Raw genomic sequence first — 13,761 nt, forward strand, 5'->3', positions numbered from 1 at the left:
TTGGGCTCATTTAGGTAAAACCAAAGAGATAATTGGTTTTTGGAGTAACTATGTCTCGTAAGTATTTTGGCACTGACGGTGTACGAGGAAAGGTCGGTGATTTTCCGATTAATCCTTCTTTTGCGATGAAATTAGGTTGGGCTGCTGGTACGGTTTTAGCGTCTACAGGCACCAAAGAAGTGATCATTGGTAAAGATACCCGTATTAGTGGTTATATGCTTGAAACTGCGATGCAAGCTGGATTTTCTGCTGCGGGTATTAACTGTGCGCTAGTTGGCCCAATGCCAACACCCGCTATTGCATATTTAACATCGACATTTAGAGCCGATGCGGGCGTGGTGATCAGTGCATCCCACAATCCCTATTATGATAATGGTATTAAGTTATTTTCAAATTCAGGTACCAAACTAACTGATGCTCAAGAGTTAGAGATTGAATTTTTGTTAGACCAAGCTATTTACCATAATGCAATGACATGTGTGGATTCAGCTAAATTGGGGAAATTACGCCGTATCAGTGATGCCGCAGGTCGCTATATTGAGTTCTGTAAAGGAACGTTCGATAAAGATAAGTCACTTACAGGGCTTAAAATTGTTGTAGATTCTGCCAATGGCGCGGCTTATCACATCGCCAAAGAAGTGTATGCAGAACTTGGCGCAGAAGTGATTAGTATTAATGACAAGCCAGATGGTCTTAATATTAATGAGCGTTGTGGCGCAACCCATTTAGATAGCCTGCAAACCGCAGTGATGGTTCATGAAGCAGACCTTGGTATTGCTTTAGATGGTGATGCCGATAGAGTCTTATTTGTTGATCATAATGGCCATGCCGTTGATGGCGATGAAATATTGTTTATTCTTGCTCAAGCGGCCCAAGCTAAAGGCGAATTACAAGGTGGCGTAGTAGGCACCTTAATGTCTAACTTAGGTCTTGAGTTAGCGCTAAAAGAGATGGATATTCCTTTTGTTCGTGCCAAAGTGGGCGACCGTTATGTGGTTGAGCAATTAAAACAGACTGGCTGGCAATTGGGCGGTGAAGGCTCGGGTCATATCTTAAGCTTAAAACACACCACCACAGGTGATGGTGTTGTTGCATCACTTCAAGTACTTGAAGCGGTTATTGAGTCAGGAAAAAGCTTAGCGGATGTTAAGTCAGTAATGACTAAACTACCTCAAGTACTGATTAATGTGCGCTTAAATGCTAATAATGCCGATGAGATTATCGCTGCTGAATCAGTCAAGCAGTCAGTGTTAGCTGCTGAGGCGTTTATGGGCGAAAGAGGCAGAGTATTATTACGTAAATCAGGTACTGAGCCACTTATTCGAGTGATGGTTGAATCTACTTGCGCTGAAATGACCCAAACTCAAGCACAAAGTATTGCTGATGCAGTTAAACTTGCAAGCTCATAATTTGTATTAGCTTTTTTACCTTTTTAATAGAAAACGCCAGCATTAACACGCTGGCGTTTTTGTTTGTTAAATACATTTTGTACAAAATGTATTTATCGCTTTACCATTTTCGCGACAAACATGCCGTCACTATTAGCCTCGTAAGGCCATACTGTCAGCATGGTGTTTTGTTGCTGGGTAAATGGATGAGTAATGGTTTCAAGTGAAAACTCTTTATTATTCGCTAAAAACTCATCAACCACGGCTTCATTTTCAAGTGGTGATAAAGAGCAGGTGGCATAAACTAAACTTGCACCTGATTTAACCGCTTTAGCGCTGCGAGTGAGAATGTCTAACTGCAGGGCAGGTTTGTCTTCGACACAGCTTCTGTCATCTATCCAGCGCATGTCAGGGTTTCTGCGCCAAGTGCCTGTGCAGCTGCATGGTGCGTCAACCAATACGCCATCAAAATGATTAGCTTCAACCGGTAATGCTTCTGATTTCCAACGCGAAATTGAGATGTTGTTAAAACCTGCTCTTTTGGCACGCTTGTTTAGCTCTTCTAATGCTTTAGAGCGAATGTCGGATGATATTACGCTGCCATTAGATGATGCTTTTACTGCATCTTGCATCATCAATGATCTAAGCTGTAAGGTTTTACCACCTGCGCCGCTACAGGTATCCCACCAGTTTTCGTCGGTTTTAGGCTGACAAATATTACCTATGACTTGTGAGGCTAAATCTTGTATTTCTAACAGGCCATTTTTATACAGTTTTACTTCATTCAAGTTAATACTTTTACTGCCTAAGCTAATCGCATCATTAAAAAATTCACTTGGGGTCGCATCAATTTGAGCTTGTTGAAGCTCAGCTAATGCCATCTGAGTGTCTTGACCTTGTACTCTAGCCCAAATAGGCGGTCTAGAGCTCATGGCTTCTATTAGCTGTATTTGTGTCTTACCGTCTTCAACAGGGCAAACTTCCCAGAACCATTCAGGTAGTAACTGGGTTTCTGTGAATTCAAAATTTGTGAATAGCTTTTTGAGTAGCAGGTTTTTAGCAACCACGGAGTCTGTGTTTGCTATCTCATCGGTGGCAATATTAGCAGTTATTATCTCTACTTGAGCATCTGATAGCCCTGCAAATATTTGCCAAGCATCAGCAAAACTGCGCCAGCTATGTTGCTCTAATAATGCACATGAACTGAGCATTTTGAACCAAGTTTGCTCGTCATGTTGTGAGCCTAATTGCTTAAGCCAACCCCACCATCTAAATAGACCAAATAAGGTTTCGCGGATCACGCGTCTGTCTTTCGAACCGTGCTTTTTATGTTCACGGAAATAATTAGCCACAATCCTGTCTGCAGGCATCTTAGTGTCCAATACTTCATCAAATAGTTTTTTGATGGTACTAGAGTAACTAAGCGCTCTTTTTTCTGCAGGTGTATTAGCGATAATGGTAGATTGTGGTGCTGATGACATGGTGAACTCAAGAGTGGCTGTGATCACAATACTTGTTTGTGATCTTAAAAAGTAATGCGCTATTTTAGCATGTCTTTAATTTGGGTTGAATATGTATAAGTGTTCATCGACGAAATGTGTGCTCCCCCTCTTTATAGGGGAGCCGTTATTATATAAAAGTAGCTATGACATTAAAAAGGGTGATCAACCATGACCCAAGCATTGGTGCTTTCATCAGATGTGGCTACATCAAGCCTGACTACAATCCCAGCAGTTAATGCTCTTAGAGACACTCCATAATCGTATTTAATGTCAGTTAATAGCTCATTGGCGGTATAGGACTCACCAACACGTCCAGCTTCAACAAAACCCACTAGTTGGAACCAATCTAAACGCAAAAACTTAAGCCAACTTACATCTTCTATGGGGTTATACTTTAGGGTGTAACGGTATTCTGCGGTAGCGTAGATTGATGCTTTATCATGAAAGCGATTGTTTTCGAAACCGCGCATTCTATAAAAGCCCCCCAATGAAGCTCCTTCACTGTATGGCGCGTTATTATTAACTTTTCTACCGCCTTGTTCATCGTATTCAAGTTCCCAAGAAGGGGAGTAACCTGTCCAAAAGTTCAACGCCAAAATCCGTTGTGAAGCGTAATCAGATTGCCCAAATGAAAAGTATTTACTGGCTTCAAACTCTAAGAAAGTCCAAGATTGCTCAGACTCAAACCAGCCAGCATCGTGTGAGATTGATAAATACTGCTTACTACCAAAACTTGGATTTACTGAAAAGTCGGTATTGTCGTAAAGGAGCCCTAGCTCAATAGCGTGAACGGCGCCATCGAGTTCATCATCATCAAACTCATAACTCTCATAACGATTAAATTGTCTGAGTACGGCTACAGTTGCACCTGATTCAAATGGGTTCCATTTATCTCCGCCGGAAGGCTTTGACGTCAGTAAGCCATTAGTTAACTCGTAAGTGACTTGGCCTTTATCACGTGTAGCGCCTATTGGTAGGGCGTATTCAAGTTTCATTTCCCACCAGTTTGATGAACCATCTGCTTGCAAAAACTGTTCATTCGACGAGTCATTGCTACCAGGTAAAGGTGTATCAGCCGGGATAAAATTACTAGCGCCACCAGCGTATGCCTTTTGTTGTGGGTAATAGCCTAAAAAACCGTATACACTTAAAAAGAACCGCTCAGTTTTAGGGATTTTATAATTCCAGACACCACCACCCGCGCCATAACTGACATCCCCGCCATACACGGTACCGCCAACAGTCATCTGCTCTTGATAATAACCACTGACCATCGCACCTAGACCAATATTAACGCCCATTGAGTCTGTACTGAAAACATAAGGTAAAAGCAGCTTCTCGGTGCCAGTATCAGGTGTTTCACTTCGGTTTACAGAAGATTTTACATGGGCTGAAGCAGCAGTTGATGATTGGCTATAAAGGGATAACGAGGCGGCAATGAATACAGTTAAGGGAATTAAGCCTTTAAAGGCGGGGGTAGCAACTTTTTTAGGGTATTTATTCATCATCAGCAAGCCTTGTCATTACATTGAGTTCAAGGGGATGTTTGTAGTTTATTTGTTGGTATTTTATTGAATAATATAGGTTGTCTAGTGGGAAAGGTACAGTGATTAAATGATTTTATACTTGTTGAAGCTTGTTGAAGCTTGTTGAAGCTTGTTGAAGCTTGTTGAAGCTTGTTGAAGCTTGTTGAAGCTTGTTGAAGCTTGTTGAAGCTTGTTGAAGCTTGTTGAAGCTTGTTGAAGCTTGTTGAAGCTTGTTGAAGCTTGTTGAAGCTTGTTGAAGCTTGTTGGGAATAGGTGTGAAATACACACTGTAAATCCTCTACCAAAAACGCCAACTATTTTGTTAGCGTTATTTGGAGTTTCAAATCACTTTTATTGGGGCGGATGTTTACGAACACATATAAAGTTGAATTAGATATTTGTAAACTTGGAGGCTAAAAGTTCAAGTTTGATAATGGTACATGTTTTAAAAGCCGAAGCTTTCTAAAAATCCAATTAAAAATCCAATTAAAAATCTAAATCGAGAGCGAAACAAAGGTATCCCATCAATTGTGTCGTTTTTTCGAACTCTTTAGCGCAATACTCTACAAAGTCCTTATCACAAACTTGCTCAATCGTTATTGGTTTAATGGCGATAAAATCTTTTCGTTTTAATTCTTCTATTAGTGGGTGCTCTTTATCAAAACCCCGAGGAGGCCTTACTAGGCTATCACCTGATAATTCAAACCCAGCTTTATCTAATGCAATTAACGCCTTTTTGTAACCATTAGGGTTTTCATCAATACAGTGGCGAATTGCATTTAAGGCTTTAGATTCAGGATGCCAGATACCTGCAGCGATAAAACAGCCATCATTAGCTAAATGTAGATAAAGCCCTGGAGCATGGACATCTTTGCCCTGAAAGTGTCTGAACTGAATACCAACATTTAACTTATAAGGGCTTTTATCTTTACTGAAACGACTGTCTCTTTGCGGTCGCATCATGCTGCCACCTACCTTTTTAGGCACTGCAGTAAGGCGAGGTGATATATTTAAGATTGGTCCTTGCATCGCTTCAATAAATTTTAATGTCGGCGTTCTAACCCTATCTTCGTAATCTTGTTGGTTAGCTTTAAACCACTCGCGATCGTTGTTATTGGCAAGTAGGGTTAAGAAGTCAAAACTTTGCTGAGTATACATAACAGATCCTAAAAAAGGTGAGCCTAAAGTGTGCCATAAAAGCCGACTACCTTTAATCAAAAATGTTAAAAACTCAGCTTGGAATGTACGACTTATTTGATTACTAATAATACAAAGCTCAGTGGTTAACATATAATCATCTTTTATACTTGTCTCAAACAAATTATTTTGTGTGTTAAAACGTCAATTTTCATTTGTTTTACGGTTTTTATTGCTTTTATCTAGAGTTAATTGTTGTTTTTGGCTGTTTGGAAATGCAGTGTTGATAAGGTTATTGATTGTTGCTGGTGGTTTTTTTTAAATTTTATGTTTTTTTTAGTAGTGTTTTTAAACTTTAGGAGTATTATGCGCTTCCAAACTGATTGAGGGTAAGTTTTCAACTTGTTATTAACTCAATTAAAGTGTTGTTTTGGCTAAAGTTGATACATTTATATGGCTGCAATATTGTCAAAAGCAGTCTTATTAATTCCTTTATGCCTGTCAATTTAACGATATTAAACGAAGTAAGGTTTTGTGAAAAAGGCTTAAACATGACAAAAAATGCATTAAAAATTCTTGGCTGGTGTGAATGGGCGACGTTTCCTGAACTTGGCAATGAACGGGTCAATATGAAAATTGATACCGGTGCTAAGACGTCATGTTTACACGCTTTTAGAATTAAACCGTTTATTAAAGATGATCAAGATTGGATCAGAGTATGGATCCATCCTGAGCAAGAATCAGACAGAGAAATCGTTCAAGAGTTTGCTGTATTTGATCGCCGACACGTAAAAGATTCTGGTGGGCATATTACTAATCGCTATGTGGTTAAAACCCCCATTATTATTGGCGATGCTCAGTTTGATATTGAACTTACCCTTACACAACGTGACAACATGCAGTTTAGAATGCTTTTAGGTCGCCGAGCACTAGCAGGGCGTTTTTTAGTGGATTCATCAGCAGCACATTTAACAGGAGCTTAAGGTTATGCGCATTGCAATTATGTCTAGAAATAAAGACTTATATTCTACTCGTCGTATTCAAGAAGCGGCGATAGCTCGAGGTCATGAAGTACAAATTATTGACCCGCTAGCGTGTTACATGAACATCAATATGATGGCTCCTAGTATTCATATGCGCGGTGAAGAGTTACCGACATTTGATGCTGTTGTACCTCGTATTGGCGCTTCGGTAACCTTTTATGGTACTGCGGTTTTACGTCAGTTTGAGATGATGGGTGTACACCCATTAAATGAATCTGTAGCGATTTCGCGTTCAAGGGATAAATTACGTTCATTACAGTTATTGTCACGCAAAAATATCGGTTTACCTGTTACTGGTTTTGCTAATAAGCCAGCTGATGTGCCAGATCTTTTGGACATGGTAGGCGGCGCACCTTGTGTGATTAAGCTACTTGAAGGTACCCAAGGAATTGGTGTGGTGTTAGCTGAAACTCGTAAAGCGGCTGAAAGTGTTATTGAGGCATTCATGGGCTTAAAAGCGAATATCATGGTGCAAGAGTATATCGCTGAAGCTGGTGGTGCTGATATTCGTTGTTTTGTGATTGGTGACAAAGTGATTGCTGCGATGAAGCGTCAAGGTGCTGAAGGCGAGTTTCGCTCAAACCTTCACCGTGGTGGTACAGCAACAATTGTGAAGTTGACCCCAGAAGAACGCTCTACGGCATTGCGCGCAGCTAAAACTATGGGGCTTAATGTTGCAGGTGTGGATATTTTACGTTCGAAGCATGGTCCTTTAGTGATGGAGGTGAATTCATCTCCGGGTCTTGAAGGAATTGAGCAGTCTACTGGTATTGATGTGGCTGAAAAAATTATTCAGTTTATTGAAAAAAATGCTAAACCAAATAGCACTAAAACCAAGGGTGTGGGTTAATGGCACCTATGCGTGAAGCGTTTGCAATTGGTGAGTTTAGTATTGAAGCTGGCAGTCGTGCCAGCATCAAACTGCCCGCAGCAAAATTGTATAACGACACGCCGTTAGAGCTGCATGTTGAGGTGTTTCATAGTAAAAAGCCTGGGCCTGTATTATTAGTGTGCGCTGCAATTCATGGTGACGAGCTAAATGGCATCGAAATATGTCGTCGCTTGATTGATAAGGTGAACATGAAAACCTTAACTGGAACCTTGGTGGTTGTACCTATTGTGAATGTGTTTGGTTTTATTCATCAATCACGTTATTTACCTGACAGACGCGATTTAAATCGTTGTTTCCCTGGCAGTGCAAAAGGCGCATTAGCGAGTCGCTTAGCTCATTTGTTTTCTAATGAGTTATTAAAAAAAGCAACTCATATTGTTGATTTGCATACTGGGGCTATTCATCGTGATAACTTCCCGCAGATCCGTTGTGATACTGATGATGAAGTCATGATGGCAATGGCTACGGCTTTCGGGGCTCCGGTGATTATGGACTCAAAGTCTGTAAAAGGCTCTATGCGTGGCTACGCTAATGAAAAAGGCATCGCATGTATTTTATATGAAGCAGGTGAAGCCCTAAGGTTTAGTGAGTTGTCGATAAAGTCTGGTGTCACAGGTGTACTGAATGTGATGCGCTATTTAGGGATGCTGAATAGTAAACTAAAACCAACAGCGTCTATTAATGCGAGCCGCAGTTATTGGTTACGAAGTGAAGCAGATGGATTGGTGAATGTGAAACGCAAAATAGGGGCTCGTGTGAGCAAAGGATGCTTACTTGCCAATGTGGTCAATCCACTGGGTGGAGAAGTTACCGAGTTACGTTCTCCAACCGATGGCATTATTATTGGCTTAACCAATATTCCAGTCGCTAACGAAGGTGAAGCGTTATTTCATATCGCTCAGTTTGTTGGCGATGACATTGAAATTGCCAATGAGCATTTAGACGAGTTTATCTCAACATATGCTTAGACTTGAGTTTTAATGGCTTGTACACGAGATGAAAGTCACTGCATGGTATCGCAGTGACTTTTTTATGTATTTTTAAAATATTATTACAACATGTTCAAGTGATGCCTTTTAATGAGTCCAGTGTGGACTCATTAAGAATGAGCTATTTTTCGTCAAACACTTAACCGTGCGGTCATTCACTCTTTTAGGGCTCATTGAACATTTAAAAAAGCATACTCGAAGTGACTTTTATCTCCGAGCACTTCAACTGCAACCTTGTACTTATAAGTTCGAGCGTCCCAATTGACGTCATCAGCGACGAGTTCATAACGTCCATCTTTTTGCTCTTCGATATTCATTAAACACTCAGTGGTATTAATACACTTCACTTGCAGAGCTTCATGAGATTGCAACTGGTATTTTGATGGGTTGTTATATAGGTATCCCAAAAATAGCAGGTTAAAGTTGTGAGCGCCTGTAACGGGTAAATTATTATCACCCTTAAGGCTAATATTGACTTTCCCATATTCAGCATCAACTTCATTTAATTCAACTGTTAAAGTTTCAGTTTGATTAATATCTATGCTTGTCGAAGCAGTCTTATCATCACTGCTATTACAGCCTAGCAGTAACAATGAACATAATAAGGTGACTAGACAATAAGTAACTTTATTCATTAGATAAGCTCCTTTATTGATGTCCGCCATGACAAGAGTCACAGGCGATGTTAGCTCTAACGCTAGGGGCAAACGTAGATGATTCTGTATGGCACGACTGACAAGTGGCTACCGTTTCTGAAACTGGGTGGTCGGTGATTGTATGACCATCAAATGCTTTATTGAGCAAAATAACAAGTTCGTGGACTATTGATGCTGACAGCTGTCGGCACCTAACACCTTTATCTTTTGCTGTTTTGTTGTTTACATTTGCCCATAAGCTAATTGAAGTATGACAGAGAACACTTCGTGCAATTGTTGGCTTGCCAACTAATTCAAGTGTTTCTGCTTTATCTGCTCCAATTCCTTCTAAGAACACATCAGATTGATAGGGTAAGGTTTCATTTTCATAGAATCGCATGATTGGCCCAAGTATATCGTTGGCTTTCTCACCGTTTATATTGAGCATATTAAGTAACATAGCTGCACCATTCATGTTGCCGCAAATTGTACCTTCACCCATCATTCCAGAATATCCATATACTGATAATGCTGTTTGAACCTGGCTGAATTTTTCTGCATCAGGTGAATTTGACTTAGCAAGATAGTAAATAATGCTGTCAAATACTGCGTACATGCAGCCATGATTCATTCTGGCATCTAAGTATGAGTAATGCGCAACTTCCATCGGGTCGAGCCTGGCATACTCTAAACGCTCGCCGGGTTGTAGTTTCCAATTGCCGTTATCATCAGCAATTGCTGCAATTACCGGGTTTGCAACTAATGCACCGCCAGCAGTTGCTGCTGTAATACCTACAATTCGATTGAGTGCTTGTCTTCTATTTAGTTTATTCATCATGACCTTCTTTTTACTCTATTCATTGCAGACATCATCTAAGTTGTTGCGAGTAGCCTGCTATTGCAGGTTTCGATATTGATGATGTTTGCATTGCCCTTGTTTGTGGTTAGATAAATCATGACAGCTTGCAGGAATCTGAATGAGACCTAACTCATAGTAATAGGGGAGGTATAATTACAGACTGAAAAAGGCAAAAGAGTTAACTAAAAGTCATAGAAACTGACTTTGAAATTACCTTTTGTGGTGATATCTACCGATTGTCAGCTTAAATAAAGATTATAATGCTTATTACGGGTTATTATTTTTGATATTACTCTGATGTTGGTGTGATCTACATCGAGATTTAAAAAGTTGGGTTAACAACAAAGGGGCACTTAGGTACAAAATTGGCGACTTATTGCAGCGTTCAGTTGAGTAAAAAGCTATGAGCTTCTCAGTAAAAATATCAGCGTTTAAAATATCGACTTTGGCGTATGTTATTTTAGGGCAATGGTAAAGTGTGATGTATATGTAAGTTAATGAAGTTTAACTAATGTAAGATAAATTTAACCATTCGAATCAAGGGGTCTTATGAAGTTTAACGTGTTTGAGTTCGATGTGAGTAATCGTCTGCTCATAAACACTCAAACTGAAACTGAATATAGTTTAACTAGAACCGAAACCCAGGTGTTAGAGCAACTGATTAAACACCCTAATACTGTGATTACGAAAGGGCAGTTGGCGTGTGCAGGTTCTTTTGAAACAGTAATGAGTGAGTCTGCAGTCGCCAAAGCTGTTTTTACTATCAGAAAATACCTCGGTGAGGATTACAGTGAACTCATCGAGACTATGCCTAAAAAAGGGTATCGACTTAATATTTCCCCACCTTTACCTGAGTGGCGTCAAGTAAAGACAAAACGTGAAAAACAGACAAGAATTGTATTTGGCTGGGTATGCGCTTTTGCTCTTTTAGTGGGGGTAGTGATGCATCAATATGTTTGGGTTACCACTCCAGTGAGTTTTATTAGAGATAGCCACACCATTTCGATAAATAACCGTGAACACATAGAATATACTTGGTTGAATTCGCCCCAAATGTCAGCAGAGCATATCGCTCATCTTGAGCAAAGGCTGAGTAAAGCTTTGAGTATGTGTGAATCCATTCCATGGAAACAGGTATTCTTCACTTTTTCTAGTGATAGTCAGGTGCTTAACTTGGTGCTTGAAGGTGTTATGCCTAATGGTGATACAAGAGTTAGAAATATCAAAACGAGCGATTTCAGCTTAAAGCCAGAGTTTCTATCTAATGCCTGGCTACAAGAGGTATCACTTTGTGACTAAAATGACTAAGTACATTATTGCAGGGGGGCTATTTATATTAATCACTGCAGCGACAGTTTATTTACACATAAAAGAACCTCTTGTGGATATGGTTATGACTTGCCGTATTGAATTAGTAGAGAACGATCGTCAATTGCAAAACGTCAATAAGCATATATTACTTACTGACTTAACTTTCCAACAACGCAACGTCAGCTTCAGCTATCGATATTTCACCGAACTGGGCAAGCCCATTGCGACATTTCATGTTCAAGGGGAGGTATTAAAAGCCCAGAAAGTGCATGGTACTTACACACTCAATATTTTAAATTCTCAATTAGATATTCACGATAAATCGGTTGATTTACCTCTACATGCTGATCACATAAAAGCATTTACAGATAGAAATATTGAAAAGCAGGGGGTGCAAAATTTAACGTTAAAAGTAATAAAAGAAGATAAGGAACAACAATTAGCTTTTTTATATTTTTTACCAAGTTCGAATATAGCAGCTTGCCACTTAACCCATCTAAAGGAGTGACATTTTTATTTGGGTAACCAATCTATTTATGACGCCTTGATTGCTCCTTTAATTTACTTTATATGTTTGATTCGATTTAACTAAATCAATATGCTGATAGGAATTGATATCTAGAGGCTTAAGCAAATGTTAAACACAATTCAATATGACTCAAATAGTGAAGCGACGTCACCGTCTAAAATTATCTGTATTGGTCGTAATTATGTGGATCATATCCATGAACTGGGTAATGAGGTGCCTTCAGATATGGTGGTTTTTTTAAAACCTAACTCTGCGATTTCCACGCAGCTGACCTCATTTCATCAAGAGCCGATTCATTTTGAAACAGAGCTATGTTTTTCAGTGCGTAATGGGATGTTTCATGGGGTAGGGGTGGGATTAGACCTAACCAAGAGAGAATTGCAGTCCAAACTTAAATCACAGCAGCTACCATGGGAGCGAGCTAAGGCATTTGATGGCTCAGCTCTATTTAGTGATTTTGTCAGTTTATCTTCATTGTCGTTAACTGCCGGAGCTACATTTTGCTTTCAATTGACAATCGATGGTGAAGTCAGGCAACTCGGTCATAGCTATTTAATGATGTACAGTGCTGACGATATTCTAGCTTCGGTGAATGAATTTATGACGTTAGTGGATGGCGACATTGTGATGACAGGTACACCTAAAGGCGTTGGCCAGGTTGCTTTAGGGGCGGTGTTTGAGGTTAAGCTTTGGGCTAATGTCGATTATTCATCACATGTGCAGTTAGCTGAGCAAGTATCCCAAATAAAGCCGTGTATCGAACATAGATGGACAGCGGTTTAATGCATTTATTAGCGACATTGTTTTGAGCTAAATGAGAGGCAAACAGGCAATTACGTAAACAGGGTCTATAATCATAGTAGTTTTGCTGATTCATTTTGCTAAAGGGAAAGTTAGTTGCGTAAGTGACTGATGGTTAGCTTGAACAAAGTGGCTAATCAATTATGACGTTTCCAAATAAGCGAATTGAAAAATATTTTACGCTTTATCAAGAGCTATTAAGCTTTTCTGGTGTTTCCTGGTGGCTAATAGACTTAGAAGATAATAGTAATGTTTTTTACTGCAACAGTAACATGCGTGACATGTTCTCTTTAGACTCAAGTACCCTCCAACATTCTGTTAGTAAGACTTGTCCTATTGCTGGGGATTACAATAAAAATATTGCGGTAAAAGATGCCCATAAAGCTAAGCGAATTTTTGACGATTACTGTGACTTGCGCTTAGGGCGTATCGATGAATACCATAATCGTTTTCCTTATTATGACGCTAGCCAAGGTGAGATCCTTTACTTTACGAGTAAAGCAAGAGCAATACTTCGAGACGATTGCGGAAATGCACAATTACTTTTTGGGATTATTGAGCGTGAACGTACGAGTGCCAAATTGTTTAAGCTTTCAAAGCTTGATGCATTAACAGGGCTGAACAATCGCAGAGAATTCGACTCTCAATTGGACTTTATTATCAATTTAGCACGAAGAGAGCGACAATTAGTGTCATTAATCATGTGTGATATTGATTGTTTTAAAGCTTATAACGATTTCTTAGGCCACTACCAAGGAGATCAATGTTTAATACAAGTATCGCAAGCAATAGCTGACGTATGTGTGCGTTCAACCGATGTGGTATGCCGTTATGGCGGTGAAGAGTTTGCTATTATTTGTTACGGCCAGCAAGAAAGTGTGTCGCAACTCGCTGAAGATATTCGTTTGAAAATTGCCGAACTCGGCATCCCGCACCCAAGATCTAAAAGTAAAATCGTCACCTTGAGCTTAGGCTTTGCTTCTTGCATACCTAGCAACTTCACCTCAGCGAAAGAGATTATTCAAAAAGCGGATTTGGCCCTATATCAAGCTAAAACTTATGGTAAAAATCAGTGTGTTGCTTTCGATAATCAGCTTGTTGAACAAGAAAGCCAACTAACACAGCAAGGCTAGTTTGTGCGTATATTCA

At 39.7% G+C, this 13,761-nt stretch carries 14 protein-coding genes; 8 read left to right on the forward strand and 6 right to left on the reverse strand.

Going from position 1 to position 13,761, the window contains the following annotated elements; translation table 11 throughout:
• Window positions 1-50: 50 nt before the first annotated feature.
• Window positions 51-1,409 (forward strand): phosphoglucosamine mutase, encoded by a 1,359-nt coding sequence (glmM, locus tag QPX86_RS07215; RefSeq protein ID WP_285164773.1) that lies wholly within the window; start codon window positions 51-53, stop codon window positions 1,407-1,409.
• A 92-nt stretch (window positions 1,410-1,501) separates the two neighbouring features.
• On the opposite strand, the gene QPX86_RS07220 is transcribed toward glmM, so the two are convergent.
• The 4 genes from QPX86_RS07220 to QPX86_RS07235 form a co-directional block, all read right to left on the reverse strand.
• Window positions 1,502-2,869 carry an RsmB/NOP family class I SAM-dependent RNA methyltransferase gene (locus QPX86_RS07220; RefSeq protein WP_285164774.1) on the reverse strand — a complete coding sequence of 456 codons (1,368 nt, stop codon included), beginning with the start codon at window positions 2,867-2,869 and terminating at the stop codon, window positions 1,502-1,504.
• A 170-nt stretch (window positions 2,870-3,039) separates the two neighbouring features.
• Window positions 3,040-4,398 (reverse strand): BamA/TamA family outer membrane protein, encoded by a 1,359-nt coding sequence (locus QPX86_RS07225; protein WP_259651309.1) that lies wholly within the window; start codon window positions 4,396-4,398, stop codon window positions 3,040-3,042.
• Between the two features lie 112 nt (window positions 4,399-4,510).
• Window positions 4,511-4,702 carry a hypothetical protein gene (locus QPX86_RS07230; protein ID WP_285164775.1) on the reverse strand — a complete coding sequence of 64 codons (192 nt, stop codon included), beginning with the start codon at window positions 4,700-4,702 and terminating at the stop codon, window positions 4,511-4,513.
• A gap of 200 nt (window positions 4,703-4,902) precedes the next feature.
• Entirely contained in the window at window positions 4,903-5,574 is a 672-nt protein-coding gene (locus tag QPX86_RS07235) for a DUF2461 domain-containing protein (RefSeq protein WP_285164776.1), read from the reverse strand.
• 530 nt (window positions 5,575-6,104) lie between these two features.
• On the opposite strand from QPX86_RS07235, the gene QPX86_RS07240 reads away from it, so the two are divergent.
• Genes QPX86_RS07240 through QPX86_RS07250 form a run of 3 tightly spaced genes read left to right on the forward strand, consistent with a single transcriptional unit; the run spans window position 6,105 to window position 8,456 of the window.
• Window positions 6,105-6,536, forward strand: coding sequence for an ATP-dependent zinc protease family protein (locus QPX86_RS07240; RefSeq protein ID WP_220753809.1), 432 nt, complete (start codon window positions 6,105-6,107; stop codon window positions 6,534-6,536).
• A 4-nt stretch (window positions 6,537-6,540) separates the two neighbouring features.
• Window positions 6,541-7,446: a 30S ribosomal protein S6--L-glutamate ligase gene (rimK, locus tag QPX86_RS07245; protein WP_220753810.1), complete on the forward strand. Its 906-nt coding sequence runs from the start codon at window positions 6,541-6,543 to the stop codon at window positions 7,444-7,446.
• On the forward strand, window positions 7,446-8,456 hold the full coding sequence (locus QPX86_RS07250; RefSeq protein WP_285164777.1) for a succinylglutamate desuccinylase/aspartoacylase family protein: 1,011 nt from the start codon (window positions 7,446-7,448) through the stop codon (window positions 8,454-8,456). The genes rimK and QPX86_RS07250 overlap by 1 nt, the downstream gene beginning before the upstream one ends.
• 191 nt (window positions 8,457-8,647) lie before the next feature.
• Here QPX86_RS07250 and QPX86_RS07255 read toward each other — a convergent pair whose 3' ends face one another.
• Together QPX86_RS07255 and QPX86_RS07260 are read right to left on the reverse strand one after the other, a co-directional pair.
• Window positions 8,648-9,112 (reverse strand): hypothetical protein, encoded by a 465-nt coding sequence (locus QPX86_RS07255; RefSeq protein ID WP_220753812.1) that lies wholly within the window; start codon window positions 9,110-9,112, stop codon window positions 8,648-8,650.
• 13 nt (window positions 9,113-9,125) lie between these two features.
• The gene (locus tag QPX86_RS07260) at window positions 9,126-9,950 is read right to left on the reverse strand and encodes a cytochrome c3 family protein (protein WP_225442199.1); all 825 of its coding nucleotides are present in this window, start codon (window positions 9,948-9,950) and stop codon (window positions 9,126-9,128) included.
• A 570-nt stretch (window positions 9,951-10,520) separates the two neighbouring features.
• Between QPX86_RS07260 and QPX86_RS07265 the strand changes: the two genes are divergently transcribed.
• The 4 genes from QPX86_RS07265 (at window position 10,521) to QPX86_RS07280 (ending at window position 13,745) form a co-directional block, all read left to right on the forward strand.
• Window positions 10,521-11,270, forward strand: coding sequence for a winged helix-turn-helix domain-containing protein (locus tag QPX86_RS07265; protein ID WP_220753813.1), 750 nt, complete (start codon window positions 10,521-10,523; stop codon window positions 11,268-11,270).
• The gene (locus tag QPX86_RS07270) at window positions 11,263-11,790 is read left to right on the forward strand and encodes a hypothetical protein (protein WP_220753814.1); all 528 of its coding nucleotides are present in this window, start codon (window positions 11,263-11,265) and stop codon (window positions 11,788-11,790) included. Before QPX86_RS07265 ends, QPX86_RS07270 begins: the two co-directional genes overlap by 8 nt.
• 126 nt (window positions 11,791-11,916) lie before the next feature.
• Window positions 11,917-12,594, forward strand: coding sequence for a fumarylacetoacetate hydrolase family protein (locus QPX86_RS07275; protein WP_285164778.1), 678 nt, complete (start codon window positions 11,917-11,919; stop codon window positions 12,592-12,594).
• A 161-nt stretch (window positions 12,595-12,755) separates the two neighbouring features.
• A complete protein-coding gene (locus tag QPX86_RS07280) occupies window positions 12,756-13,745 on the forward strand; it encodes a GGDEF domain-containing protein (RefSeq protein WP_285164779.1) in 990 nt (329 codons plus the stop codon).
• Window positions 13,746-13,761: the final 16 nt, after the last annotated feature.

The organism is Shewanella goraebulensis (assembly GCF_030252245.1).
Taxonomy (GTDB): Bacteria; Pseudomonadota; Gammaproteobacteria; order Enterobacterales; family Shewanellaceae; genus Shewanella; species Shewanella goraebulensis.

What these genes read in the sequence shown, in the direction of transcription:
- QPX86_RS07225 (WP_259651309.1), bottom strand. Translation starts at nt 4,398, where the DNA reads ATGATGAATAAATACCCTAAAAAAGTTGCTACCCCCGCCTTTAAAGGC.
- QPX86_RS07250 (WP_285164777.1), top strand. Translation starts at nt 7,446, where the DNA reads ATGGCACCTATGCGTGAAGCGTTTGCAATTGGTGAGTTTAGTATTGAA.
- QPX86_RS07275 (WP_285164778.1), top strand. Translation starts at nt 11,917, where the DNA reads ATGTTAAACACAATTCAATATGACTCAAATAGTGAAGCGACGTCACCG.
- QPX86_RS07235 (WP_285164776.1), bottom strand. Translation starts at nt 5,574, where the DNA reads ATGTATACTCAGCAAAGTTTTGACTTCTTAACCCTACTTGCCAATAAC.
- QPX86_RS07255 (WP_220753812.1), bottom strand. Translation starts at nt 9,112, where the DNA reads ATGAATAAAGTTACTTATTGTCTAGTCACCTTATTATGTTCATTGTTA.
- QPX86_RS07280 (WP_285164779.1), top strand. Translation starts at nt 12,756, where the DNA reads ATGACGTTTCCAAATAAGCGAATTGAAAAATATTTTACGCTTTATCAA.
- QPX86_RS07260 (WP_225442199.1), bottom strand. Translation starts at nt 9,950, where the DNA reads ATGATGAATAAACTAAATAGAAGACAAGCACTCAATCGAATTGTAGGT.
- QPX86_RS07265 (WP_220753813.1), top strand. Translation starts at nt 10,521, where the DNA reads ATGAAGTTTAACGTGTTTGAGTTCGATGTGAGTAATCGTCTGCTCATA.
- QPX86_RS07220 (WP_285164774.1), bottom strand. Translation starts at nt 2,869, where the DNA reads ATGTCATCAGCACCACAATCTACCATTATCGCTAATACACCTGCAGAA.
- rimK (WP_220753810.1), top strand. Translation starts at nt 6,541, where the DNA reads ATGCGCATTGCAATTATGTCTAGAAATAAAGACTTATATTCTACTCGT.
- glmM (WP_285164773.1), top strand. Translation starts at nt 51, where the DNA reads ATGTCTCGTAAGTATTTTGGCACTGACGGTGTACGAGGAAAGGTCGGT.
- QPX86_RS07240 (WP_220753809.1), top strand. Translation starts at nt 6,105, where the DNA reads ATGACAAAAAATGCATTAAAAATTCTTGGCTGGTGTGAATGGGCGACG.